Source organism: Halorubrum sp. Atlit-26R, assembly GCF_003666015.1.
GTDB lineage: Archaea > Halobacteriota > Halobacteria > Halobacteriales > Haloferacaceae > Halorubrum.
Map to the genome: position 1 here is coordinate 31,798 of NZ_QPLT01000020.1, position 22,732 is coordinate 54,529.

25 protein-coding genes are annotated in these 22,732 nt (G+C 70.4%); 12 read left to right on the forward strand and 13 right to left on the reverse strand.

What is annotated here, in order from left to right; genetic code table 11:
• The first annotated feature begins 121 nt into the window (after positions 1–121).
• Together DVK07_RS16950 and DVK07_RS23720 are read left to right on the forward strand one after the other, a co-directional pair.
• A complete protein-coding gene (locus DVK07_RS16950; protein ID WP_121598129.1) occupies positions 122–2,632 on the forward strand; it encodes a DEAD/DEAH box helicase in 2,511 nt (836 codons plus the stop codon).
• A gap of 44 nt (positions 2,633–2,676) precedes the next feature.
• The gene (locus DVK07_RS23720) at positions 2,677–2,817 is read left to right on the forward strand and encodes an antitoxin VapB family protein (RefSeq protein WP_233565499.1); all 141 of its coding nucleotides are present in this window, start codon (positions 2,677–2,679) and stop codon (positions 2,815–2,817) included.
• Between the two features lie 92 nt (positions 2,818–2,909).
• On the opposite strand, the gene DVK07_RS16960 is transcribed toward DVK07_RS23720, so the two are convergent.
• On the reverse strand, positions 2,910–3,998 hold the full coding sequence (locus DVK07_RS16960) for a molybdopterin-dependent oxidoreductase (RefSeq protein ID WP_121598130.1): 1,089 nt from the start codon (positions 3,996–3,998) through the stop codon (positions 2,910–2,912).
• A gap of 61 nt (positions 3,999–4,059) precedes the next feature.
• The gene (locus DVK07_RS16965) at positions 4,060–4,887 is read right to left on the reverse strand and encodes an MBL fold metallo-hydrolase (protein WP_121598131.1); all 828 of its coding nucleotides are present in this window, start codon (positions 4,885–4,887) and stop codon (positions 4,060–4,062) included.
• Positions 4,888–5,039: 152 nt separating this feature from the next.
• Between DVK07_RS16965 and DVK07_RS16970 the strand changes: the two genes are divergently transcribed.
• Positions 5,040–6,077 carry a succinylglutamate desuccinylase/aspartoacylase family protein gene (locus DVK07_RS16970; protein WP_121598132.1) on the forward strand — a complete coding sequence of 346 codons (1,038 nt, stop codon included), beginning with the start codon at positions 5,040–5,042 and terminating at the stop codon, positions 6,075–6,077.
• 25 nt (positions 6,078–6,102) lie between these two features.
• Here the strand turns inward: DVK07_RS16970 and DVK07_RS16975 are convergent, their stop codons facing one another.
• The 3 genes from DVK07_RS16975 to DVK07_RS16985 all read right to left on the reverse strand — a co-directional run bounded on the left by DVK07_RS16975 (position 6,103) and on the right by DVK07_RS16985 (position 7,691).
• Positions 6,103–6,588 carry a Tfx family DNA-binding protein gene (locus DVK07_RS16975; RefSeq protein WP_121598133.1) on the reverse strand — a complete coding sequence of 162 codons (486 nt, stop codon included), beginning with the start codon at positions 6,586–6,588 and terminating at the stop codon, positions 6,103–6,105.
• Between the two features lie 136 nt (positions 6,589–6,724).
• A complete protein-coding gene (locus tag DVK07_RS16980) occupies positions 6,725–7,198 on the reverse strand; it encodes a TRAM domain-containing protein (protein ID WP_121598134.1) in 474 nt (157 codons plus the stop codon).
• Positions 7,199–7,343: 145 nt separating this feature from the next.
• Positions 7,344–7,691, reverse strand: a complete 348-nt coding sequence (locus tag DVK07_RS16985) for a hypothetical protein (protein WP_017343734.1) — start codon at positions 7,689–7,691, stop codon at positions 7,344–7,346.
• A 132-nt stretch (positions 7,692–7,823) separates the two neighbouring features.
• Here DVK07_RS16985 and DVK07_RS16990 point away from each other — a divergent pair, with 132 nt between their 5' ends.
• From DVK07_RS16990 to DVK07_RS17005, 3 genes are all read left to right on the forward strand, one after another.
• Positions 7,824–8,063 (forward strand): hypothetical protein, encoded by a 240-nt coding sequence (locus tag DVK07_RS16990; protein ID WP_121598135.1) that lies wholly within the window; start codon positions 7,824–7,826, stop codon positions 8,061–8,063.
• Entirely contained in the window at positions 8,060–8,902 is an 843-nt protein-coding gene (locus tag DVK07_RS16995; RefSeq protein ID WP_121598136.1) for a 3-keto-5-aminohexanoate cleavage protein, read from the forward strand. Before DVK07_RS16990 ends, DVK07_RS16995 begins: the two co-directional genes overlap by 4 nt.
• A 556-nt stretch (positions 8,903–9,458) precedes the next feature.
• Entirely contained in the window at positions 9,459–9,875 is a 417-nt protein-coding gene (locus DVK07_RS17005) for a hypothetical protein (protein WP_121598138.1), read from the forward strand.
• Positions 9,876–10,657: 782 nt separating this feature from the next.
• On the opposite strand, the gene DVK07_RS17010 is transcribed toward DVK07_RS17005, so the two are convergent.
• Positions 10,658–12,559, reverse strand: a complete 1,902-nt coding sequence (locus DVK07_RS17010; protein WP_121598139.1) for a biotin carboxylase N-terminal domain-containing protein — start codon at positions 12,557–12,559, stop codon at positions 10,658–10,660.
• 132 nt (positions 12,560–12,691) lie between these two features.
• Here DVK07_RS17010 and DVK07_RS17015 point away from each other — a divergent pair, with 132 nt between their 5' ends.
• Positions 12,692–12,901 (forward strand): hypothetical protein, encoded by a 210-nt coding sequence (locus DVK07_RS17015; protein ID WP_121598140.1) that lies wholly within the window; start codon positions 12,692–12,694, stop codon positions 12,899–12,901.
• A gap of 316 nt (positions 12,902–13,217) precedes the next feature.
• Here DVK07_RS17015 and DVK07_RS17020 read toward each other — a convergent pair whose 3' ends face one another.
• Positions 13,218–13,538 (reverse strand): hypothetical protein, encoded by a 321-nt coding sequence (locus DVK07_RS17020; protein ID WP_121598141.1) that lies wholly within the window; start codon positions 13,536–13,538, stop codon positions 13,218–13,220.
• Positions 13,538–15,082, reverse strand: a complete 1,545-nt coding sequence (locus DVK07_RS17025; protein ID WP_121598142.1) for an acyl-CoA carboxylase subunit beta — start codon at positions 15,080–15,082, stop codon at positions 13,538–13,540. Before DVK07_RS17025 ends, DVK07_RS17020 begins: the two co-directional genes overlap by 1 nt.
• A gap of 319 nt (positions 15,083–15,401) precedes the next feature.
• On the opposite strand from DVK07_RS17025, the gene DVK07_RS17030 reads away from it, so the two are divergent.
• From DVK07_RS17030 to DVK07_RS17050, 5 genes are all read left to right on the forward strand, one after another.
• On the forward strand, positions 15,402–16,040 hold the full coding sequence (locus tag DVK07_RS17030) for a 50S ribosomal protein L1 (protein ID WP_121598143.1): 639 nt from the start codon (positions 15,402–15,404) through the stop codon (positions 16,038–16,040).
• A complete protein-coding gene (locus DVK07_RS17035) occupies positions 16,037–17,083 on the forward strand; it encodes a 50S ribosomal protein L10 (RefSeq protein ID WP_121598144.1) in 1,047 nt (348 codons plus the stop codon). The genes DVK07_RS17030 and DVK07_RS17035 overlap by 4 nt, the downstream gene beginning before the upstream one ends.
• A gap of 16 nt (positions 17,084–17,099) precedes the next feature.
• Positions 17,100–17,447: a 50S ribosomal protein P1 gene (gene rpl12p, locus DVK07_RS17040; RefSeq protein ID WP_121598145.1), complete on the forward strand. Its 348-nt coding sequence runs from the start codon at positions 17,100–17,102 to the stop codon at positions 17,445–17,447.
• A 123-nt stretch (positions 17,448–17,570) separates the two neighbouring features.
• On the forward strand, positions 17,571–17,762 hold the full coding sequence (locus DVK07_RS17045; RefSeq protein ID WP_121598146.1) for a hypothetical protein: 192 nt from the start codon (positions 17,571–17,573) through the stop codon (positions 17,760–17,762).
• A 61-nt stretch (positions 17,763–17,823) separates the two neighbouring features.
• A complete protein-coding gene (locus tag DVK07_RS17050; RefSeq protein WP_017343722.1) occupies positions 17,824–18,039 on the forward strand; it encodes a hypothetical protein in 216 nt (71 codons plus the stop codon).
• Between the two features lie 131 nt (positions 18,040–18,170).
• On the opposite strand, the gene DVK07_RS17055 is transcribed toward DVK07_RS17050, so the two are convergent.
• From DVK07_RS17055 to DVK07_RS17075, 5 genes are all read right to left on the reverse strand, one after another.
• Complete coding sequence (locus DVK07_RS17055; RefSeq protein ID WP_121598147.1) at positions 18,171–19,376, reverse strand: DNA primase; 1,206 nt, start codon at positions 19,374–19,376, stop codon at positions 18,171–18,173.
• 88 nt (positions 19,377–19,464) lie between these two features.
• Entirely contained in the window at positions 19,465–20,115 is a 651-nt protein-coding gene (locus DVK07_RS17060; RefSeq protein WP_121598148.1) for an HVO_2922 family protein, read from the reverse strand.
• Between the two features lie 88 nt (positions 20,116–20,203).
• Positions 20,204–20,857, reverse strand: a complete 654-nt coding sequence (locus tag DVK07_RS17065) for a protein sorting system archaetidylserine decarboxylase (RefSeq protein WP_121598149.1) — start codon at positions 20,855–20,857, stop codon at positions 20,204–20,206.
• Positions 20,854–21,903 (reverse strand): AAA family ATPase, encoded by a 1,050-nt coding sequence (locus DVK07_RS17070; RefSeq protein WP_121598150.1) that lies wholly within the window; start codon positions 21,901–21,903, stop codon positions 20,854–20,856. The genes DVK07_RS17065 and DVK07_RS17070 overlap by 4 nt, the downstream gene beginning before the upstream one ends.
• A 61-nt stretch (positions 21,904–21,964) precedes the next feature.
• Positions 21,965–22,621 carry a DUF4013 domain-containing protein gene (locus DVK07_RS17075; protein ID WP_121598151.1) on the reverse strand — a complete coding sequence of 219 codons (657 nt, stop codon included), beginning with the start codon at positions 22,619–22,621 and terminating at the stop codon, positions 21,965–21,967.
• Between the last annotated feature and the right edge of the window lie 111 nt (positions 22,622–22,732).

A 22,732-nucleotide genomic window follows, 5' to 3' on the forward strand; every position in this document is an offset into this window, starting at 1 on the left:
GAGTGGGCGCAGCTGGTCGACGAGGACGTCCCGGAAGAGCTCCGAGAGGAGCGCTCCGGCGACCGATAACTTTCACCCCGGTTCGCGAAGGCTTTAGGCCGGTGCCGGCCAAGAGCCGCCGATGGCGACCGAGGCCGCCGGAATCGACCGACCCCTGCTCGTCGACGACTTCCTCCAGCGGCGCCGCTACCAGCTCCAGTTAGCGGACGCCGCCGCCGACGAACACACGCTGGTCTGTCTCCCGACCGGCCTCGGCAAGACGACGGTCAGCCTGCTCGTCACCGCCGAACGCCTCCACGAGGCGGGCGGGAAGGCGCTCTTTTTAGCCCCCACCAAACCCCTCGTCCAGCAGCACGCCGACTTCTACCGCGAGGCGCTACAGATTCCGGACGACGAGATCGTCGTGTTCACGGGCGACGTGAAACCGGACGACCGCGCCGCGCTCTGGGAGGACGCCCGGATCGTGATCGCGACCCCGCAGGTCGTCGAGAACGACCTCGTCGGCAACCGGATCTCGCTGCGCGACGTGACTCACCTCACCTTCGACGAGTGCCACCGCGCGACCGGCGACTACGCGTACGTGTACATCGCCGAGCGCTACCACGCCGACGCGGCCGACCCGCTCGTCACCGGCATGTCCGCCTCGCCCGGCGGCGACACCGAGGAGATCGAGACGGTCTGCGAGAACCTCGGGCTCGTGAACGTCGAGGTGATGACCGAGGAGGACGCCGACGTCGACGAGTACACCCACGACACCGACGTTCAGTGGGAGCAGGTCACCCTCCCGGACGAGGTGCTCGACATCCGCGACGCGCTCAACGAAGTGATCACGGACCGGTTAGAGAAGCTGAAACGGCTCGGCGTGACGAACACGACGAACCCCGACCTCTCGCAGAAGGACCTCAACAAGATGCGGGGGCAGCTGAAGCAGATGATGGACAACGACCAGTCGGACGGGTACAAGGGGATGTCCACCCACGCCGAGGTGATGAAGCTCCGGCGCGCGACCGAACTGGTCGAGACGCAGTCGGTCGAGTCCGTCCGGCGGTACTTCGAGCGCCAGCGCGAGGCCGCCCGCTCGTCGGGCGCGTCGAAGGCGAGCCAGCGCATGGTCGCGGACCCCAAAGTGAGAGAAGCGATGCGGAAGGCGGAGTCGTTCGACGGGCTCCACCCGAAGTTCTCGAAGGCCCGGATCCTCTTGGCCGAAACCCTCGGCATCAACGAGGGGGAGCGCGCCATCCTCTTCACGGAGTCGCGCGACACCGCGGAGGCGCTCGTGGAGTTCCTCTCCGCCAGCTTCGACGTGCGGAAGTTCGTCGGGCAGGGCGACAAGGAGGGCTCCGACGGGATGAGCCAGAAACAGCAGCAGGAGACGCTCGACGAGTTCAAGGCGGGCGAGTTCGAGGTGCTCGTCTCCACCTCGGTCGCCGAGGAGGGGCTCGACGTGCCCGAGGTCGACCTCGTCTGCTTCTACGAGCCGGTCCCGACCGCGATCCGGTCGATCCAGCGCAAGGGCCGGACCGGACGGCAGGCCGAGGGGAAGGTCGTCGTCCTGATGGCCGAGGACACCCGCGACGAGGCGTTCTTCTGGATCTCGCGGCGCCGCGAGAAGAAGATGGCCAGCCAGCTCGCCGAGCTGAAGGAGGCCACCGACGACATCGAGGAGACCGTCGGCGACGACGGGCAGGCCGGCCTCGACGCGTTTGCCGGGGGATCCGAGGAGTCCGACGACGACGCCGACGCGACGAGCGACGAGGGCGAGGGCGGTGCGGTAGACGGCGCCGAAGCGAACGACGGCGCCGCAGCGAGCGACGACGACGCCGGCCTCACCGACTTCGCCGATGAGGTGCGCGAAAGCGACGACGGGGAGGGCGACGACGGAGAGAGCGACGAGGCGGAAGCGACCGGCGACGCCGGTGAGAGCGAGGAAGCCGCGGCCGATTCCGACGACGACGGCGTCGTCGCGACCGCGGGCGTCGAGGACGGGGTCGAGGTCGTCGTCGACCAGCGCGAGCTCGACTCCTCGATCGCGAAGGACCTCTCGACGCGCGACGGGCTCGTCACGCGGCTGGAGACGCTCGCGGTCGGCGACTACGTGCTCTCCGACCGCGTCGCCGTCGAGCGCAAGTCGGCGGCCGACTTCGTCGACTCGATGCTCGATTCCGACCGGTCGATGTTCGAGCAAGTGGGCGAGCTCTCGCGGGCGTACGCGCGTCCGGTGATGGTGGTCGAGGGGTCGAACCTCTACGGCCAGCGCGACATCGACCCCAACGCGATCCGCGGCGCGCTCGCGTCGCTCGCGGTCGACTTCGACGTGAGCGTGCTCCGCACGGAGGGCGAGGAGGACACGACGGAGCTGCTCGCGACCATCGCCAAGCGGGAGCAGGAGACGCGCGACCGCGAGGTGAGCGTCCACGGCGAGAAGACGACAAAAACGCGCGCCGAGCAGCAGGAGTACGTCGTCTCCTCCATCGCCGACATCGGACCGGTCACTTCCCGGTCGCTGCTGGAGCACTTCGGCACCGTCGAGGCCGTGATGACGGCGCGCGAGGAGGACCTCCTGGAAGTCGACGGCGTCGGGAAGGTGACCGCCGAGCGCATCCGCGAGGTCGTCGGGAGCGAGTACGAGTGATCGACCGGCGAAACGGTATTGGAATGGAGCCATAACGCGTTCGCATGTCGAAGCGTATCTGCGTCGGCGAGGAGGCGCACGCCGCGCTCGCGTCGCTGAAGGGCGACGACGAGACTTTCGACGATCTGCTAACGCGGTTGCTCCGCGAACGCCACGACGGTCCGCAGCCTGGGGCCGGTCTCTAGGAAGGGAGCGACGCACCCGAGCGCGCACGCGAGACGCGTCGGGAGCTGAAATACGGAATCGACACGCGGGACTCGGAGTCCTGATCGCGGAGTTAATCGAACCCGCTCACGAGCGTCACCACCCACTGTCCGAGATCGTACTCGGCCCGGACCTCCACGCGCGTCACCCACTTCACCCACTGGAACCCCCGCCGGTCGGGCGCGACCAGCCGCGCCGGCGCGCCGTGGCCGTGCGAGAGGCGCTCGCCGCCGACGTGCGTCGCGAGCAGGGCGTCCTCAGCTTCCTCCAAGGGAAGGCTCCACCGATACCCCGTCACGGAGGAGAACCGGACGTAGGCCGCGTCGTCGTCGAGTTCGCCGGCCGCGTCGAGCAGGTCGCCGACGCGGATCCCGCCCCACTCTTGGACCGTGTACCAGCCGCTCGTACAGTCGAGCAGCGCCTCCGTCTCGTGGCCCGCGGCCAGTTCGTCGGCCGCCAGTTCGACGGGATCGCTCACCAGCCCCTCGACCGCCAGCCGGTAGTCGTCGCGGTCGATCGGGTCCGGGTCGTCCGCGACCCACGAGGTGATCGGGAAGGCGGCGTTCCCGTCGCCCTCCCGGGGCTGTGACCCGGTGAACCGCCGGTCCGCGCCCGCGGTGTCGAGCGCGTCGTTGACCCCCTGCTGGAGGCGGTAGGTCGCGCCCCCCGCGGCCAGCAGCGCGAAGTAGCGCACCGCGGTCCGCCGGCGCTCGAAGTCGACGCGGCGGGGGAGACGGAACCGGGTAGACGCGTGCGCGGCCACAAGCGGGACCAAGGCGAGCCCGAAGCCGACGTGGGCCGACAGCAGCGTCCAGTAGGAGATCCGCACGTCGAGGCCGAACACCCACGCGATTCCGGTCGCGAGCGCGCCGAGCGCCGCGACGAGCGTCAGGACGGAGAGCGCGGTCGACCGCTGCCACAGATCGGGGTCGGTGAGCCGGCGGCGGACCCGCGCGAGCTTCCACCCGAGCAGCGCGATGATCCCGAGCCCCAGCGCGCGGTGGAGCCAGAACAGCGGCCACCCCTCCGGGACGCCCACGGTGAACGAGACCAGCCCGGTGCCCGCCTCGGCGACGACGAAGGCGAACAGCGACCAGTCGACCGCGCGCGGCGGCGGCTCCAGGCGGTCGAGCGCGGTCCGGAGTCGGTCCCTCGCGGCCATCTGCGGTTGATACGTGCTAGCGAAGCAAAAGGGTACAGCCCGCTGAGGGGCGTCGAGCGCGTTACAGTTCGTACACTTCGCCGTCGACCGCCAGCGGCTCCTCGAACGCCTCGTCGGCGGGGTAGAAGTGCGCGAGGTGGACTAGGCGGGTGCGGTCGGCGTCGAGGTCGTCGGCGAGCGCGAGCGCCCCCTCCCGGGTCATGTGCTTCGTGCCGAAGGTGCGCGGGACGCCGTCCGGCCCCGCGTGGCGCCCGCCGATCGGGTGGTGCTCGCACAGCGAGGCGGGGACGATGGCGTCGGCGAGCAGCAGGTCCGGGTCGGCGAGCGCCTCGCGCGAGGCCTCGGGGACGTCGTAGCTGGTGTCGCCGGTGAGCGAGAGCTTTGCGCCCGTCTCGGGGTCCTCGATGACGACGCCGTAGCACAGCAGCGGCGGGTGGTCGACCGGGACGAACCGGACCTCGAACCCGCAGGTCTCGAACGGCTCGAAGGGGTCGCGGGCGTGGACGCCGATCCGGTCTTCGAGGTAGTCGTACTTGTCGCGGATCGTCTCCGCGACGCTCTCGTCGGTCGCGGGGTCGGTCTCGTTCGGCGCGTGGACCGGAAGCCCGTCGACGAGCCGGTAGACGTTACCGAGCCCGTCGAGGTGGTCGAAATGGATGTGCGTCACGAGCCCGGCGTCCGGGAGCGGGACGTCGGCCGCGAGGAACTGCTGTCTGAAGTCGGGACTGAAGTCGACGAGCAGCGACTCGCCGGTGCGCTCGTTGGCGACGTGGACGGAGAAGCGCGACCGCGACACCCCGCGCTCGCGGGCCCGTTCGCAGGTGTCGCAGTCGCACCCCACCGTCGGCGTCCCGGTCGTGTCGCCCGTCCCGAGGAGGGTGACCCGCATGGATCGCGGTGCGCGGGCCACGGCCTTAGCGTCCGCGGTCGGGAGCGGCCGCGTCCGGGGGAGCGGCGGACTCCGGGGAGCGCCGCGACCGCGCCGGGCGCGTACCGCGACCGACCCCCGACGTATAACTCCGAGCCGCCCGGATCCGAACCATGCACACCAGTCGGACCCTCACCCTCGCGCGGCTCCCCTCGGGCGTGCCGATCCGGACGACCGTCCACGCGTACGGCGAGGGCGAACTCGTCGACGGCGACGACAGTCCCGAACTCGACGCCCCCGAAGAGGGGCCCGTCGTGTACGCGCAGGCGGCCCAGCACGGCCGCGAGGTGAACGGGACCGCGGTCCTCAGGCGGCTCCACGAGCGACTCGTCGGTGAAACAGCCGGAGGAGAGAGCGAACCGACGGCGGCCGACCTCGACGGAACCCTCGTGACGGTCCCCGTCGCCGACCCCCTCACCTTCGATCGCGTCTCGTACACGACGCCGGAGTCGCTCGACTCGCGGCAGCCGAACATGAACCGCTGCTGGCCCGGCGACGCGGAGGGGTCGCTCCACGAGCGGATGGCGGCCCGGCTCTGGGCGTTCGCGGGCGCGGCGGACGCGATCGTCGACCTCCACACCGGGTCGCCGTCGATGGCGACGCACACCGTGTGCATGCGCGGCGACGAGGCCTGCCGCGGGCTCGCGGAGGCGTTCGGCGCCGACCTCCTGCTCGCGGAGGCCGCAGGCGACGACGCCGACACGGAGTGGGACGAGCGCGGGTTCGCCGGGAAGCTCCGGGTCGCGGCCACGCGCGAGGGGATTCCGACGATCACGCCCGAACTCGCCCACAGCAAGGAGATCGTCCCGGAGGCGGTCGCGGCGGGCGTGTCAGGGATGATCGGCGCGCTGCGGCACGAGGGCCTCCTGGCGGGCGAGCCCGACGCGTGGGACGGGGTCGTCGCGCGCAACCACCTCGGGCGCGTCATCGCCGACGACTCCGGGCTGTTCGTCCCCGAGCCCGACCTCGCCGTCGGCGACCGGGTCGCGGAGGGAGAGCGCGTCGGCGAGGTGTTCGACCCGACGACCTTCGAGACGCTTCAGGTCGCGCGCGCCGACCGCGACGGGATCGCGTACTCGGTCGCGCGGGAGGCGACCGTCACCGCGGGCGCGACGCTGGTCGGCGTGGCGGAGCGGATCGACGAGGAGTAGCGCGGGAGGAGCCTGAAACGCCGTCTTACGGCCGCCGAACGCGGATCTGCCCGTCGGCGGCGACCGTGACGAAGAGCCGGCTGCGGACCTCGCGGCCGCGGACCGCGTCGCCCGCGCGGTCGCCGATCGTCTTCATCAGCTCGGGCGCGGTCTGATTGACCTTCACGCCCGCCTCGTCGCAGGCGTCGTACACGCGCTTGGGCGCGTCGTAGAGGTCGGTCCCGGCCTCGATCTCGACCCGGACCGGCGCCGACAGCGCCTCGGCGAACGCGACCGTCTCGCGGGCGCGCTCGACGTTGTCGCGGGCGCTCGCCTCGACGCTGGAGACGTTCGCGCGCGAGGTGCCGAGCCGGTCGGCGATGTCCGACTGCCGGAGCCCGCGCTCGCGGAGCGCCAGCACCTCCGCCTGCCGGCGGGTGAGCACGCTCTCGTCGGCGTCGAAGCCGGCCCGTTCCAGAATCGAGTCGGCGTCGACGTCGGCGGGGTCGGGTCGCCCGTCGTCTGCGGCCATGTGGTCACCGACGGGCCGGTCGCTCAAAAAACGGCGGTTTCGCGCGGCGGGCGCGAGTGAAAATATCGGGCGCGGGCCGCCCGAGAAATCGACGGCGTCCGGACTGTCCGTGGGGCGGGGCTCCCCCGGGAGGCCGTCACTTGCCCCAGAAGTTCTCGCGGCTGCCGAGCCGTTCGCGGTCCGGGCGGTCGCGGCGGGTGCGCTCGTCGTCCTCGTCGCCCTCGTCGTCCGCCGCGTCGCCCTCGGCGTCGTCTCCTTCCTCCGCTTCCGGGTCGTCGGGGAGGCGCTCGATCACTTCCTCCGCGGTCGCGTGGCTGGACTTCACGCGGTGGATCTTGACCTCTGCGCGCGCCGGCGGGAGGAGGCCGTCGACGAGGACGATGAAGCCGTCGTCGGTGCGGCCGACGCCGGCGCCGCTCTCGTGGATGTCGTCGACCTCGACGACGACCGCCTCGCCGGGCTGGACCGGCTGCTGTTTCAGCTCGTAGATCGGCATGTCGTAGTGGTTACACCACTCCGCGCCGCCTTTGTTGCCGTAGTGTTGACACCCCATCCCCTCGATTCGTTCGTCGAAGCTGGGGCAGTCGTCGGCGAGTGGACAGTCCGCCATACCGTAGGGGAGACCGGCCGCCGTTGTAAACGTTTTCGACTCTCAGGCCGAAATTTGCGAAAACGGCCGATTCACGCGGCTCAGCGGCGGCTGATTCGATACGGTCAGCGAGCGCGAGGACCGCGGGGCCCGGACCGAAGCGGCCTCACAGGAACTCGCGGACCTCGGAGTACCACATGTCGTGGTGGTCGACGGCGTCGAGCGCGTCCGCGACGTCGACCGCGATGGCGTGCCAGCAGCGCTGGTCTGGGTCGTCGGCGTCGAGGTTGTACGTCGCGTCCGCGCAGTTACACTCGCCGTCCTCGACGACGTACTCGTCCTCGTGGCCGACGACGACGGTGAAATCGCGGTAGCGCTTCACGCGCCCCTCGCCGACCGCCTCGATGGCGCGCTGCCCGCGGTCGCCGTGGGCCTCGACGATGGCCGCCGCGATCGGGCCGGTCAGCTCCCCGGCCTCGTCGATCGCCGACCGCCAGTCGTCGACCGGCTCCATGGCCACCCGTTCTCGGGCGTTCGGTTAAACAGCGTCGGTCGGATCGGGGCGAGTCGGCCGGACCAGACGGTGTTGGGTCTGGTCGACGCTCCCGACGCGTGGTTTCAAGCCGCTTCCCCGCCTCCGTCCGCCATGGACGAGACGTGCCAGCACCTGTCGTATCGCGAGGAGGGCGACGGGAAGTCGTTCGACACGGCCCGCGCGTTCTGCACCGTGACGGAGTCGTTCGTCCAGCCCATGCGCGCCGACGTCTGTAACGCGCGGTACGACCTCGACCCCGCGACGGACTGCGAGTTCTACGTCGAACGGGACGCAGAGACGACCGACGGCTCGGACACCGACGCCGACCGCGGGGACGGCGAGGCGGAATGACCTACGACGACTACCTCGACGGGAAGCCCGCGATCGTCACCGCGGCGCTCACGGGCGGCGTCCACGGGAAGGAGGCGCACCCGGACCTTCCGGAGACGCCCGCGGAGATCGCCGCGGCCGCGGCGGCCTGCGAGGAGGCGGGCGCGAGCGTGCTCCACCTCCACGCGCGCCGCGACAACGGGGAGCGCGCCTTCTCGACGGAGCGCTTTCAGGAGGTGGCGGACGCGGTCCGCGAGGCGACCGACGACGCCGTCCTCCAGCACTCGACGGGCGGGACGGCGGCGCCGGACGCGCTCCGGCACGAGCCGCTCCGGACCGATCCCGCCCCCGAGATGGCGTCGCTCGACATGGGGCCGCTCAACCGCTACGACCGGCTCACCTCGGAGAACACCCGGGAACTGGTGTCGTCGCTCCACGCGGAGATGAAAGACAGAGGTATCAAGCCCGAGTTAGAGGTGTTCAACGACGGTCATCTCAACGAGTCGCTGGCGATCCTCGACGACCTCGGCGACCCGCCGTACCTCAACTTCCTGTTCGGCGGCGGGACCACGTCGCCGCCGCACCCGCGGAACCTGATGAATCGGGTCGAGGCGCTCCCCGAGGGCGTCGAGTTCAACGTTATCGGGTTCGGCCCGCACCAGCTTCCGATGACGACCCAGTCGCTGCTGCTCGGGGGACACGTTCGGGTCGGATTGGAGGACAACCGGTACTACGAGAAGGGCGAGCTGGCGACGAACGGGCAACTGGTGGCGCGTGCGGCGCGGATCGCCGAGGAGTTGGGGCGGCCCGTGGCGACGCCCGAGCAGACACGGGAGCTGTTGGGGTTGCGCGGTCGATAACGGGAGTTCGGGTCGGGGACCTCGATAGCGATACGATATTTAAAGAGAGCGAGGGACGGCGACGACTATTTATAAATGAACGACGCGGTGGCGCGTGCCTCCGAGTGGCCGCCGAAGGCGGCCGCGAGGAGCACGCGCGAGGGAGTCGGCCGACCGCAGGGAGGCCGACGAGGCTGGGGAGGCGTGAGGCGCTGTGCGGAGCGGTGCGGCGTGGGACTCAAAGGGGCAGCCGCGAGGCGGGCGCAGGCGATGTAAGCACCGCAGGGCGGGAGCGAGTGAAACGAGCGACCAACCGAGGAGCGCAGCGAGCGTGCGCCCGCCTCGCGGCTGGGGCTTTGGTGGTGTTCTTCGCCGATCCGCAGGCAGCGGTTTATAAGCGAGTGACTGGGGCTTTAGTAGTGTTCGCCGCCGATCCCCCAGCGGCCATTTATAAACGAATGTTTCCCTTGAAACCCAATTTTCAGATATACTTTCAGCTGAAATGGCCGGTCGATGAGGAGCGCGAATCAGTCACGTCGTGATTTTTAGTTTTCCGGGCATAGAAAGGGGATCGTGTATGGTCCCCGTCGACACCCGAACCCTCCTACTGGGTGAGGATCGAAAGCGAACGAGACAGTGGAGTATCGGTGCCGGAATACTCTTCCTCGCGTCGATCTCCTACTTCGCAGTGATAAGGACAGTAGGTTTTCCTCAGATCCATTTGCTGCTATGGTGGCAGGGGTACGCCGTGCTGCTCACGATCTTCGTTGCGGTCCAAGCGTACTCCAACGGGGGGATCGGGGTGAGTTGGTTGCTCGTGTTCGCTGCGGTCGCCGGAGTCATCCTGAACTACGGTGGTATCGGACTGAGCGGAGCCAAACCCGGACTGCTGTGGCTCGTCAGATACGCCATCGTCGGAAGCGCAGTTGCCGCGGCGATCGTAGGGACGCTCGGCTTCGGCATCGGAACCGCGGTCCGACGAATTGCTGGATAGGCTCCCCGTACTGAACACTCTACGTTTGACACCTCCGGGATTGCGCGACTGAATCAACCGCAAAAGCGCTGACTTCCCGATCGGTAGCGGGAGTACGTGTAGTACGTCGTGAGCGAGGTCGTTTATAACTAGAATCTCGGTTTTGCCGTTGGCTGTTTATAAATGACTGACGCTGCTGGGATGCCGATCTCCAAAGCCCCAGTCGCGACGGCTCGCGCGCCTTGCTGTGCTCCTCGCTCGGTCGCTGTCGCTCCCTCGCTGCGGTGCTTGCTGCGGCGTGCTTCGCCCTCGCGACTGCCCCTTTGAGTCCCGCCCCGCACAGCACCACCGGAAGACGGTCCTGCTCGCTCACTCCGTTCGCTGCGCGGGCTGCGACTTCCGTACTCCCGCTCGCTCCCTCCGGTCGCTCACGGGACCGCAGCCTCACGCCTCCCCAGCCTCGCGGTTCGCTCGGGGCTCCCTTCGGTCGCCCACATCGCTCACCGCGTCCCTCGCGGGCTGGCTCGCGGCCGCCGGTGGCGGCCGCTCGCAGGCGCGCCACCGCACCCCATTTATAAGCGCTCGTCGCCGTCGATCGTGGTTATTTAGATACGACATCGCGGCCGCAGATCTGCGATACCTACTCCCGAAATCGCTCGTCGCTACGTCTGTACGACCGGCGGGGGCGACGTATATCACTCACTGGGGATTTCAACGAAGCCAGTGAACAGATACGCCCCAGAACCTCTCACCGCAGCGCCGTCCACTATTTATAAACGACCGCGTCCGGAGAACGCTCGATCCTACTCTAACGCGATCAGCACGTCGCCCATGTCGACGCTGTCGCCCTCGCCGACGTGGACGCTCGCGACGGTGCCGCCGCGCTCGGCGACCACGTCGTTCTCCATCTTCATCGCCTCGAGGACGCAGACCACGTCGCCGGCGGCGACCTCGTCGCCCTCGTCGACGTCGACCGAGAGGATCGTCCCCTGCATCTCCGCGTCGATCGACTCGCCGCCCTCCGCGACGTCGACCCCGTCGTCGCCGCCGTCGTCGGATTTCGCTTGGGGCGGGCGCTGGCCGCCGCTCCCCCCGCCGGCACCGCCCTCCGGCACCGGAATCGCGGGCGCGCCGCGCTCCTCTAACTCGACGTCGAAGCGCTTGCCGTTCACCTCGACGGTGAACTCGCGCTCGGTGACCTCCTCGTCGTCGTCCCCCGCGGACGCCGACTCGGTCCCCCACTTCTCCTGCGCCTCGGCGACCAAGTCGCGGTCGAGCTCGTCGTCGAGGTACTTCGTCGTGTGCGTCCCGTCGACGAAGCGCTCGTCGTCGAGCATGAGCCGGTGGAACGGGACGATGGTGACGACGCCCTCCAGGTCGTACTCCGCGAGCGCGCGCTTCGAGCGGGCGAGACACTCCTCGCGGTCCGGGGCCCAGACGATCAGCTTCGCGATCATCGAGTCGTAGTCGGTGACCAGCTCGTCGCCCTGCCGGAGCGCGTCGTCGACGCGGACGCCGATCCCGCCCGGCGGGTCGTACGTCTCCAGTGCCCCCTCGTTGGCGGGCTGGAAGTCGTTCGCGGCGTCCTCGGCGTTGATCCGGAACTCGATCGCGTGGCCCTCGAGCTCCACGTCGTCCTGCGAGACGGAGAGCCCCTCGCCGCTGGCGACCCGGAGCTGCTCTTTGACGATGTCGATCCCCGTCAGCTCCTCGGTGACGGTGTGTTCGACCTGAATCCGGGTGTTGACTTCGAGGAAGTAGAACGGCGTGTCGGGACCGAGCGGCTCCGACGGGTCGCGGTCGGGGTCCTCCTCGACGAGGAACTCGACCGTCCCCGCGTTGGTGTAGTCGGCGGCGGCGACGCCCCGGCGGGCCGCCTCCCCGATCTTCTCGCGCAGCTCGTCGGAGAGCGCGGGGGAGGGCCCCTCCTCGATCACCTTCTGGTGGCGGCGCTGGAGCGAGCAGTCGCGCTCGCCGAGGTGGACCACGTCGCTCTCGGTCACCGGGGCGTCGACGTCGCCGCTTCCGCCGTCGGACCCCGCAGCAGCCGGGTCGTCCGCGACGATCTGGACCTCGACGTGGCGGGGGGTCTGGAGGTAGCGTTCGAGGTACACCGAGTCGTTCGAGAAGTACGCCTCGCCCTCGCGCTTGGCGGACTCGAGCGCCTCCTCGGCCTCGTCGGCGCTCTCGACGACCTTCATCCCGCGGCCGCCGCCGCCGCCCTCGGCCTTGATCGCGACCGGGTAGCCGTGCTCGTCGCCGAACTCGGTGACGGCCTCGACGTCGGTGACCGGCTCCGTCGTCCCGGGGACGATCGGCACGTCGGCGTCGTCCATCACGCGCCGCGCGTGCGTCTTCTCGCCGAGGCGCTCCATCGCGTCGCTTTCGGGGCCGACCCAGGTGATCCCCTCGGCGGCCTCGACGCGGGCCGCGAAGTCGGCGTTCTCCGCGAGGAAGCCGTAGCCGGGGTGGATCGCGTCGGCGCCGGCCGAGCGCGCCGCCTCGACAACGGCCTCGCCGTCGAGGTACGAGTCGGCCGCGCGTGCGGGCCCGACGTTGTACGCCTCGTCCGCGTACCGGACGTGACCGCCGTGCTTGTCGGCGTCGCTGTAGACGGCGACCGTGTCGACGCCGAGCTCTTCGCAGGCCCGCATCACGCGGACCGCGATCTCGCCGCGGTTCGCCACGAGAACCTTATCGAACATTCCTGTCGGTTCTTCCACGAACTGCTACCAAACTCTGTCGGTCCGTACCGAGACGAGCGCCCGGTCCGTGCTGGGACGAGCAATCGATCCGTGCCGGGACCGTTAAGGGGGCCGCGGGCGCCACGTGGAGGTATGCTCGACGCGGGAAATCCCTACGTACTGCCGTCGGTGCTGGTCGGCGCCGCCGTCTATCTCGGCCTCACGGTCGCGACCGACGCGTCGCTTCTGGTCCGGATCGGCGCGCTCCTCGTCTTCGTGGCCGTCGTGCCGGTGGTCCTCAATCGACTCCTCGGCGGCCGAGGCGGGCCGACCCCCGACGACGGCGACAAGACGGCGGAGTAACGACGACGGACGCGCCCGCGCGACGGCCGGTGCGGACGACATCGACGAGCGCCCGCACCGGCCGACCGCGTGAGCCCCTACCACAGGTATATATGTCAGCGGACGTATCTGCGAACGCGCCCTGAGGCAGGGCCGGGTCGACGGCGCAGCGGTTCGACGCCGCGCTGTCGGGGGAATGTACGCGGCCGGACGCCCCCGCGTCCGGCGACGCCGTTCGACGTGTCGATTACCCGACCAGCGACGCTGCTCGTGACCGAGTCGGCAGAATCAGCGCGGCGCGTCCGGGGCTCAGAACCGGTCGCTGCGACCGGCCGGCTCAGAACCTGTCGCTTCTGCCCGCCGCGGTCCACGGGTCCGCGGGCGCGTCGGCGGGAACGCGCACCCGGCGGCGGTGGAGCCGGTCGATCCGGCCGGCGAGCCCCCAGCGGTCCTCCTCGCGCCCCTCCACCCCGTCGCTCGCGGCGGCCGCGGCGGCGAGTTCGGCGTCCCGGAGGTGCGCCGCGACCGCCGCGGCGATGGCGGCCGCCTCGTCGTCGCCGGCGTCGTCGGGGATCGAGAGGCCGGCGAGCGCGGCCGCCGGATCGGCGGTCGCCGGATCGGTCGCCCCCGCCTCGCCCGGGTCGTCGTCGGCCGCCATCAGATCGGGATGTTGCCGTGCTTCTTCGCGGGCTGGTCCGAGCTCTTCCCCTTCAGCATCTTCAGGTCCTCGACGAGGCGCGCGCGCGTCTCGGTCGGCTCGATCACGTCGTCGACGAAGCCGCGGTCGGCGGCGGTGTAGGGGTTCGCGAACTCCTCGCGGTACTCGTCGATGAGCTCCTGCCTGCGCGCGTCGGGGTCGTCGGCCTCTGACAGCTCCTCCCGGTAGAGGACGTTGACCGCGCCCTTCGGCCCCATCACCGCGATCTCCGAGGTGGGCCACGCGTAGTTGACGTCGCCGCCGATGTGCTTCGACGACATCACGCAGTAGGCGCCGCCGTACGCCTTCCGGGTGATGACGGTGAGCAGCGGGACGGTCGCCTCCGAGAAGGCGTACAGGAGCTTCGCGCCGTGGCGGATGATCCCGTTGTGCTCCTGGTCGGTGCCGGGCATGAAGCCGGGCACGTCCTCGAAGGTGAGGATCGGGATGTTGAACGCGTCACAGAAGCGGACGAAGCGCGCGCCCTTCTGGCTCGCCTCGATGTCGAGCGTGCCGGCGTTCACCCGGGGATTGTTGGCGACGACCCCGATAGAGTGGCCGTCGAGGCGGGCGAAGCCGACGACGATGTTCTTCGCGAAGTTCTCGTGCACCTCGAAGAAGGAGCCCTCGTCGGCCACGCTGCCGATCACGTCCTTCATGTCGTACGGCTTCCGGGGCGCGTCGGGGACGATCGACTCCAGCTCCTCGTCGGCGCGCTCCGGGTCGTCCCACGGCTCGACGCGCGGCGGGTCCTCCACGTTGTTCGCGGGGAGGTACGAGAGCAGGCGCGCGATGTCGTCGAGCGCCTCCTCCTCGCTCTCCTCGGCGAAGTGCGCGACGCCGGAGGTCGACGAGTGCGTGACCGCGCCGCCGAGCTCCTCGAAGCTCACCTCCTCGCCGGTGACCGTCTCGATGACGTCCGGCCCGGTGATGAACATGTGGGAGGTGTCCTTCACCATGAACGTGAAGTCCGTGATGGCGGGCGAGTACACCGCGCCGCCCGCGCACGGCCCCATGATCGCCGAGATCTGGGGGATCACGCCCGAGGCCTCCGTGTTGCGCCGGAAGATCTCCGCGAAGCCGCCGAGCGAGGCGACCCCCTCCTGGATCCGGGCGCCGGCGGAGTCGTTGAGGCCGACGACGGGCGCGCCCACGTCCATCGCCTTGTCCATCACCTTACACACCTTCTCGGCGAACACCTCGCCGAGCGACCCGCCGAAGACGGTGAAGTCGTGCGCGAACACGAACGTCTTCCGCCCGTTCACCTCGCCGTAGCCCGTCACCACGCCGTCGCCCGGGATCTGCTGTTCCTCCATCCCGAACGTGTGGTTGCGGTGGGTGCGGAACCGGTCGAACTCGTGGAAGGTGCCGTCGTCGAGGAAGTAGTCGATCCGCTCGCGGGCGGTCATCTTCCCCTTGTCGTGTTGCGACTGGATCCGGTCTTCGCCCCCGCCCTTCGCCGCCCGCTCGCGGCGCTCCCGGAGGTCCTCGATACGGTCGTCCATCGTCACGGCGGACCACCCTGAGTCATTACCTCCTCGGTCGGACAGCGGCGTCAAAAGGGTTCCCCTATCCGACGTTTTCGGCCTCGACGCGCGTCGAATGGCGGGCCGGGGAAGCGGCGGCGGAGCGACGGGACCGCTGTGGCGACGCGGAGGGGAACCGCGCTCGACCCCGCGACCGCCGCGGAGCGGCCCTGCCTCCGGTTCACACGGCGACCGGCGGTTCGACGCTTTTAAACCTCCGATGGACCACTCTCCGGTGAGACAGGCTTCGCCTGTTTCACTGACCCGTAGGAGCGACCTGCGTACTACGGAGGTGAAAATGGCAGACACAATACAAGAGGCCGTAACCCTCGCACTCGACGATGCGCCCGAGCGGAACTTCCGCGAGACCGTGGACATCGCGATCAACCTGCGAGACCTCGACCTCAACGATCCGTCGAACCGTATCGACGAGTCCGTCGTGCTGCCGGCTGGAACGGGGCAGGAGACACAGATCGTCGTCTTCGCGGAGGGCGAAACCGCCGTCCGCGCAGAGGAGGTCGCTGACGAAGTGCTCGACAGCGACGACCTCGAAGACCTCGGAGACGACGACGACCGCGCTAAGGACCTCGCCGACGACACCGACTTCTTCGTCGCCGAGGCCAACCTGATGCAGGACATCGGTCGGTACCTCGGTACCGTCCTCGGTCCGCGCGGGAAGATGCCTACCCCACTACAGCCGGACGACGACATCGTCGAGACCGTCAACCGGATGAAGAACACGGTGCAGCTCCGGTCGCGCGACCGGCGCACGTTCCACACCCGCGTCGGCGCCGAGGACATGGGCGCCGACGCGATCTCGGACAACATCGACGTCATCGTCCGGCGGCTCGAAGCGAACCTCGAGAAGGGCCCGCTCAACATCGACGGGATCTACGTGAAGACCACGATGGGTCCCGCGAAGGAGGTGCCCGTATGAGCTCGGCCCGCAAGACCGAGACGATCCCCGAGTGGAAACGGGAGGAGGTCGACGAGCTCGTCGACTTCATCGACTCCTACCAGTCCGTCGGGATCGTCGGCGTGGCCGGCATCCCGAGCCGGCAGCTCCAGGCCATGCGCCGGGAGCTCCACGGCTCGGCGGCCGTCCGCATGAGCCGCAACACGCTCACGAACCGGGCGCTCGAGGAGGTCGACGACGGCGTCGAGGCGCTGACGGAGTACGTCGGCGGCCAGGTGGCGCTCGTCGGCACCAACGACAACCCGTTCGGCCTCTTCAAGCAGCTCGAAGCCTCGAAGACCCCCGCCCCGATCAACGCGGGCGAGGTGGCCCCCAACGACATCGTGATCCCCGAGGGCGACACCGGCGTCGACCCGGGACCGTTCGTCGGCGAGCTCCAGACCGTGGGCGCGTCCGCGCGCATCATGGACGGCTCGATCAAGGTGACCGAGGACTCGACCGTGCTGACGGAGGGCGAGGTCGTCGACGACGACCTCGCGAACGTCCTCGTCGAGCTCGGCATCGAGCCCAAGGAGGTCGGCCTCGACCTGCGCGCCGTCTACTCCGAGGGCGTCCTCTTCGAGCCCGACGAGCTCGAACTCGACGTCGACGAGTACGAGGCGGACATTCGGTCCGCCGCGGCCGCCGCGCGCAACCTCTCCGTCAACGCCGCGTACCCGACGGCCGCCACCGCCGGCACCCTTCTCGCGAAGGCGTCCGGCGAGGCGAAGTCCGTCGGCCTGTTCGCGGAGATCGAGAGCCCGGACGTCGTGCCCGACCTGATCGGGAAGGCCGACGCCCAGCTGCGCGCGCTCGCAGCCCAGATCGACGACGAGGAGGCGCTCCCCGAGGAGCTCCAGGGCGTCGAGGCCGCGCCGGCGACGGAGCCGGCGGCCGACGACGCCGACGAGGAGGAGGAACAGGCGGACGAAGACACGGAAGACGCCGAGGAGACCGACACCGACGACGACGCCGACGACGACGGCGACGACGGCGGCGAGGGACTCGGCGCGATGTTCGGATAACACGAGGTACACACCAATGGAATACGTTTACGCTGCGCTCATCCTGAACGAGACTGGCGAAGAGATCAACGAAGACAACGTCACCGGCGTGCTGGAAGCCGCCGGCGTCGACGTCGAGGAGTCCCGCGTCAAGGCGCTCGTCGCCGCGCTGGAGGACGTCGACATCGAGGAGGCCATCGAGACGGCCGCCGCGGCCCCGGCCGCCGGCGCGTCCGCGGGCGGCTCCGCGGACGCCGACGCGTCCGCCGACGAGGCGGACGACGACGACGATGACGACGACGAGGCCGAGGCCGCCGACGAGGCGGCCGACGACGACGAGGAAGAGGGCGACGGCGGCGAAGGGCTCGGCGAGCTCTTCGGCTGAGCCGGCGCGCGACTCCCCGACGCCGACCGCGTCGACCGATCACCGATTTTTCGCGACGCGCCAGTATCCGGAGTGATAACGTCGTCCGCGATTTTATATACCGATCTCGGGAACGGAGAGTCGATGAAGATCGTCGACGGCGACAAGGCGGAGTGCGACCGGTGCGAGTCGGTGTTCCCGCTCGCGGACGTCTCCCTGCTGGAGAAGGAGACCAACCGCGACTACGAGCGGGTGCTGTGCGAGGAGTGTCTGAAGATCGTCGGCGTGCCGCGGGGGTACACCCTGCGGCGGGACATCACGCACCTCGCGACGTGAGCGCCCCGCGGGCGGGACGCCCATCGAAGTCCTTTTTTAGCGGCGACGGGAAGCCGCACTCATGGAAATCGACGCGGAGCTCCGTCGGCAGATCGCGGTCTCGCTGGCGGCGGCCGCGGTGTTCATCGTCGGGCTGATCGCCATCGGGGTCACCTTCGGCGGGTCGACGGTCCTCCCGGAGGCGGGAGCGATCGCGCTCATCGCGCTGTTGGCCGGGTTCGTCCTCCTGATGGCCGGCGTCGGGACGTACCTGATGCGCGCGAAAGACGAGTCGTAGCCCGCCCGGGCCGTCGCCGCTCTCTTAAATTGTCTTCCGCGTTCGGCGCGCGGCGTTCACGCTTCGTCCGCTCCGTCAGTCCTCCTCCGTCCCTCAGTCTTGCTCCGTCCCCTCAGTCCTCCTCCGCCCCCTCAGTCCTCCTCCGACCCGTCAGCCTCGCGTCCGTCCCGCCAGTCGGTCACGTCGTCGGCGGCGGCCACCCGCTTCTCGTAGTACGAGAGGGGGTCAGCCGCGACCTGCATGTGGTCGTCCTCGTTGTGGCAGATCCCGTAGTTCGCGAGCGTCTCGCAGGTCGGCGGGGGGTACTGGGTCCCCCGGTCGTCGGTCAGGTACTCCGTCTGGTAGCGGATCCCCTCGGCGTCGAGGCTCGTGTCCGCGCAGAAGGCGACGACCTCGTCGGGCGTCATGCCGATGCCGACGAGGAACGCCATCAGCGCGAACGACTCGGCCGCGGAGAGCGCGGCGTCGCGCTCGGCCTTCTCGATCAGGTTCGTCATACAGGGCGGGAACAGCTCGGGAGCGACGACGTCCGGCGGCTCGGCGTACGTCCGCTCGGAGAGCAGCCGCCGGAGGTCGGCGACGCGCGACTCCAGCGCCGCGGCGATCTCCTCGTCGGCGCCCAGCTCGAAGGGGAGCCCCTCGGCGACCCGGGCCTCGACGGCGGCCTCAAGCGCCGAGAGCAGTTCCTCGCGAGAGACGCGCACCGCGCCGTCGGCGAGCGCGCGGTTGACGAGCCGCCACGAGTCCCCCCACTCGGGGGAGGTGAGCCGGAGGTACGGGCCGACGTCGATCCGGTAGTGGTCCGGGTCGCGGCGGGCGCCGCTCCCGGCCGTTCCGCCTCCGGTCGCGCCGTCCCCGGCCCCGCCGCCCGTCCCGCCTCCCGCGCCGCCGCGGACGCCAGCCGGCGCGGTCGCGTCGGGGCGCACGGCGTCAGCGAGGTCGAACTCCGCGAGCAGGTCGTCGAGCCCGACGGTCGCGGACGACACCGACCGCAGCTCGTCGTCGGTCTCGAGGTCGCGGCGGACCCGCTCCATGGCGGTCGCCGCCTCCGCGGCGGCGTACTTCTCGATTGCGGGGTCGGAGTCGAGCAGGGAGACGAGGATCCGCGCGATGGGGTACGAGAGCAGCTCCGCCTGCGCGTCGGACGCCGACTCGCCGGGGAACTCGCCGCTCTCGGCGGCGACGGTCCCCTCGAGGAGGGCGCGCTCGACGCGTTCGCGGGCGCGCTCGACGGCCGGGGCGTCGGCCGCGACGAGCTCCGGCAGCGACACCGCGGCCTCGGCGACCGCCTCGCGGGCGCTCGCGAAGAACGGGTACTTGGCGTCGAGCGCGTCCATGTCGGCCCGAGGTAGTGAGGGCCGGCGAATAAGCGGTGCGGTCCGCGGGCGCGGCGCGGGCGTGATCGAACCGAGACGAAGTCGAGAGCTACTCGTCCGGCTCCTCGACGGTCGCGCCCGGCGCGTTCGACTTGACGCTCTCGAGCCCCTGTTTCGCCTTCTGCTTGGAGGCGTACCCCTGCCCGGAGTCGGAGATGATGTTCCCGTTCTCGTGGCGGAGCCGCCAGCGGTACTCGTCCGCGTTGTCGCGGAACAGCTCGAACGTGGCGTCGCTGCCGCCCTCCTCGGGCGGCTCCTCGTCGCGCGAGACGTCGACGACGTACGCGCCCGGCGCGTTCCGCTGGACGCTCTCGATCCCCGAGCGGGCGTCGCGCTTGTCGGCGTACCCCTCGCCGCCGTCGGCGACGATGTTGCCGTTGTCGTGGCGGAGCCGCCAGCGGTACTCGTCCGCGCTGTCGCGGAACAGCTCGAACGTCGCCTTGCTCGCGGCCGCGTCGTCGTCGATCGCGGCCGCCTCGTCGGGCCACTCCATCTCGACCTCGAAGTGCACCGTCCCGTCCGCGCGCTCCAGCTCGACCTCGACGTCGCCAGTCGCGGCGGGCTCTACGGTCACCGTTCCCCCCTCGTCGACCGGCACCGGCTCCCCCCGTCCGAGCGCTCGGGCGATCCGCCGAAGGTACGTGGCTAACTCCTGTCGGCTCCGCGACCGCCTCGACTCGTGGATGGTGTCGTCTGACATGCGCGAGAAGCATCACCGCCGCGAAACAAAAGTGTACGCCCGAACACGGGCGTCTCGCGTGACAGCCCGGTTGTTCGGCGTCCGACGGTCACGCCGCGGGGTCGGCCGCGTCCGGCCGCTCCGCGATGATCGTCTCGCCCGCGCGCACGCTGTCCCCCTCGGCGACGAGCAGGTCGTCGCGGCCCACGTCCGCGGGCAACACCACGTCGGCGCGGGAGCCGAACGAGACGTGGCCGACGCGGTCGCCGCGCTCGACGCGGTCGCCGGCCTCGACCGACGGGTGGATCCGGCGGGCGAACCAGCCCGCGATGACGAGCAGCTCGTACTCGCCGCAGTCGATCGCGACCTGCTCGTTGCGGTCCGACTCCTTGTCGAACGCCGGGCGGTTGGCGCCGGGGCGGTGGCGGACCTCGCGGACCTCGCCCGCGAGCGGCGCGCGGTTGACGTGGACGTCGGTGACGTTCATGAACACGCCGACGCGGAGCCGCGAGCCCTCCTCGCGCACCACGGAGACGGTGCCGTCGGCCGGTGAGACGACCGCCTCGTCGCCCGTCGGCGGCTCGCGCTCGGGGTCGCGGTGGAACCAGAGGACCCCGACGGCGAGCGCGACGAGCGCGGCGCCGACCGGCGGGACGAACGGCAGCGCGACGGCGCCCGCGAGCGCCGGGACGAGCGCGAGGTCCCACGCGGCGTCGACCACCGGGAACGGGAGGAGCCGCGAGAGCGGCGGCGCGCGGCTCACGGCGCCACCTCCGCGTCCCGCAGCTCGGGCGAGAGCTCGGTCCGGCCCGCCGCCCACGCCGCGAGCAGGTGGACGAGGTGGGTCGTGTCGTCGAGCCCGTCGGACATGTCGAGGTCGGCCTCGCCCGCGAGCGCGTGGAGCCGCGCGAGGTCGTCGCCGCCGTACTCGGAGCCGGCGCGGGCGACGCGGAGCGTCTCGCGGAGCAGCTCCCCCCCGTCGTACCCCTCGTCGAGGAGGTCGTCGAGCGTCGAGCGGGCGTCCTTCAGGTCGCCGCTGCGCGCGTCGGCGAGCGCGTCGCGGAGCGCGTCGTCGTCGCCCACCTCCCCGAGCGTCTCGTAGGCGGTCGACATGGTGATCTCGCCGCCCTCGACCGCGGTCGCCTGCGCCGAGAGGATCGCCTCGCGGAGGTCGCCGCCGGCCGCGCTGGCGACGAACTCCAGCCCGTCGCCGTCGTAGTCGACGCCCTCGCGGCCGCAGATCGTTTCGAGGACGTCGATCGTCTCGTCGGTCGTCGGCGAGCGCACGCGGACCGGGAAGCAGCGCGACCGGATCGGCGCGATGAGCTTCGAGGGCTGGCGGGTCGCGATCACGAACTGGGTGGTCCGGTGGTGCTTCTCCATCACGCGGCGCAGCGCCTGCTGGAAGTCCTCGCGGATCGCCTCCGCGTTGTCCAACAGGACCGTCTTGTACTCGCCGGACATCGGCGCGTACGACGCCGACTCCTTCAGCACGCGGTTTATCATGTCGCGTTTCGCCATCGAACTCCGCCCGGCGAGGAAGCCCTCGAACCGCGGGTCGGTCCGGATCTCCTTTTTCGTCCGGCCGAAGAAGTCGGCGACGTTGATCTCGATCAGGTCGGCGTCCGGGTCGGCGTGCGACGCGTCGGCGAGCGCCCGGGCCGCCGCGGTCTTCCCGACCCCCGGCGGCCCCTGGACGACGAGGTTCATCGGCTCGTCGACGGCCCGGCGCAGGCGGTCGCGGGCCTCGTCCTGCCGGATCTCGTCGAGGTCGGGCGCGTGCGTGTCTATCCACAGCGGTCCGTCCATGCCGTGTGGGTCGGGTCCGGGCGCTCAAGAATCGGTCGGTCGCGGCGCCGGGGCGGGCGTCCTACCGCCGCTTCGCGCGCTCGACGGCGCGGCCCCAGAGGTACGCGGCCACGAGGAGGCCGTACGCGAGGACGAACGTGCCGGCCAGCGGCCCGAGACGCGACAGGGTGAACAGCGCGCCGCCGACGCCGACCGTGACGACGAGCGCGGTGAACCCGAGCGTCCACCCGAAGAAGTAGGCGGCGTGGCCGGCGACCGGTCGGAGGGCCGCCGGCGAGAACGCCCGGCGGAGCGACCCCTCGCGGCCGTAGGTCGTCAGCGATATCGGGGCGAGGTACGTGCCGGCGATGCCGAGGAAGAGGACGGCCGTCGAGCCGGCGAGGATGCGACCGACCGGCGGGTTCGAGCCGGGTTCGAGGCCGACGACGCCGTAGAGCGTCACGAGGAGGGCCGCGAACGGAACGCCGAGGAAGACCAAGCAGACGGCCGTCCCGCCCAGCGACCGGCGGACGAGCGTCCGCCCGTCCGAGAGGAACGCCGGGATCGAGTCGCCGCGTTCGCTGGCGGTCAGGACGCGGACGAGGTAGCCGACGACCGGCAGCGCCGGGAGGACCGGGACGACGACGGACAGCGCGAACAGCAGCCAGACGGCGAGGAGGGGCCGCTCCCGGGCGTCGCCGGCGATCGGGTACGTGACGGCGGCGATCGAGGGGCGCATGGGTACGCTCATCCGCCGGACCGTAGTATGCCCGTCGGTCCGTTCCGGTCGTCCGGGCGTAAAGAACTCGGAATACCACCGGGTAGTGACGGGTGAATGAGTATTTCAGAA

Bases quoted from the DNA above. Each gene is read 5' to 3' on its own strand.
- DVK07_RS16975 (WP_121598133.1), bottom strand. From the start codon at position 6,588: ATGGCCGCAGACGACGGGCGACCCGACCCCGCCGACGTCGACGCCGAC.
- DVK07_RS23720 (WP_233565499.1), top strand. From the start codon at position 2,677: ATGTCGAAGCGTATCTGCGTCGGCGAGGAGGCGCACGCCGCGCTCGCG.
- DVK07_RS16980 (WP_121598134.1), bottom strand. From the start codon at position 7,198: ATGGCGGACTGTCCACTCGCCGACGACTGCCCCAGCTTCGACGAACGA.
- DVK07_RS16990 (WP_121598135.1), top strand. From the start codon at position 7,824: ATGGACGAGACGTGCCAGCACCTGTCGTATCGCGAGGAGGGCGACGGG.
- DVK07_RS16950 (WP_121598129.1), top strand. From the start codon at position 122: ATGGCGACCGAGGCCGCCGGAATCGACCGACCCCTGCTCGTCGACGAC.
- DVK07_RS17035 (WP_121598144.1), top strand. From the start codon at position 16,037: ATGAGCTCGGCCCGCAAGACCGAGACGATCCCCGAGTGGAAACGGGAG.
- DVK07_RS16985 (WP_017343734.1), bottom strand. From the start codon at position 7,691: ATGGAGCCGGTCGACGACTGGCGGTCGGCGATCGACGAGGCCGGGGAG.
- DVK07_RS17060 (WP_121598148.1), bottom strand. From the start codon at position 20,115: ATGTCAGACGACACCATCCACGAGTCGAGGCGGTCGCGGAGCCGACAG.
- DVK07_RS17055 (WP_121598147.1), bottom strand. From the start codon at position 19,376: ATGGACGCGCTCGACGCCAAGTACCCGTTCTTCGCGAGCGCCCGCGAG.
- DVK07_RS16970 (WP_121598132.1), top strand. From the start codon at position 5,040: ATGCACACCAGTCGGACCCTCACCCTCGCGCGGCTCCCCTCGGGCGTG.
- DVK07_RS16995 (WP_121598136.1), top strand. From the start codon at position 8,060: ATGACCTACGACGACTACCTCGACGGGAAGCCCGCGATCGTCACCGCG.
- DVK07_RS17025 (WP_121598142.1), bottom strand. From the start codon at position 15,082: ATGGACGACCGTATCGAGGACCTCCGGGAGCGCCGCGAGCGGGCGGCG.
- DVK07_RS17010 (WP_121598139.1), bottom strand. From the start codon at position 12,559: ATGTTCGATAAGGTTCTCGTGGCGAACCGCGGCGAGATCGCGGTCCGC.
- DVK07_RS17045 (WP_121598146.1), top strand. From the start codon at position 17,571: ATGAAGATCGTCGACGGCGACAAGGCGGAGTGCGACCGGTGCGAGTCG.
- DVK07_RS17015 (WP_121598140.1), top strand. From the start codon at position 12,692: ATGCTCGACGCGGGAAATCCCTACGTACTGCCGTCGGTGCTGGTCGGC.
- DVK07_RS17030 (WP_121598143.1), top strand. From the start codon at position 15,402: ATGGCAGACACAATACAAGAGGCCGTAACCCTCGCACTCGACGATGCG.
- DVK07_RS16960 (WP_121598130.1), bottom strand. From the start codon at position 3,998: ATGGCCGCGAGGGACCGACTCCGGACCGCGCTCGACCGCCTGGAGCCG.
- DVK07_RS17005 (WP_121598138.1), top strand. From the start codon at position 9,459: ATGGTCCCCGTCGACACCCGAACCCTCCTACTGGGTGAGGATCGAAAG.
- DVK07_RS16965 (WP_121598131.1), bottom strand. From the start codon at position 4,887: ATGCGGGTCACCCTCCTCGGGACGGGCGACACGACCGGGACGCCGACG.
- DVK07_RS17075 (WP_121598151.1), bottom strand. From the start codon at position 22,621: ATGCGCCCCTCGATCGCCGCCGTCACGTACCCGATCGCCGGCGACGCC.
- DVK07_RS17070 (WP_121598150.1), bottom strand. From the start codon at position 21,903: ATGGACGGACCGCTGTGGATAGACACGCACGCGCCCGACCTCGACGAG.
- DVK07_RS17020 (WP_121598141.1), bottom strand. From the start codon at position 13,538: ATGGCGGCCGACGACGACCCGGGCGAGGCGGGGGCGACCGATCCGGCG.
- rpl12p (WP_121598145.1), top strand. From the start codon at position 17,100: ATGGAATACGTTTACGCTGCGCTCATCCTGAACGAGACTGGCGAAGAG.
- DVK07_RS17050 (WP_017343722.1), top strand. From the start codon at position 17,824: ATGGAAATCGACGCGGAGCTCCGTCGGCAGATCGCGGTCTCGCTGGCG.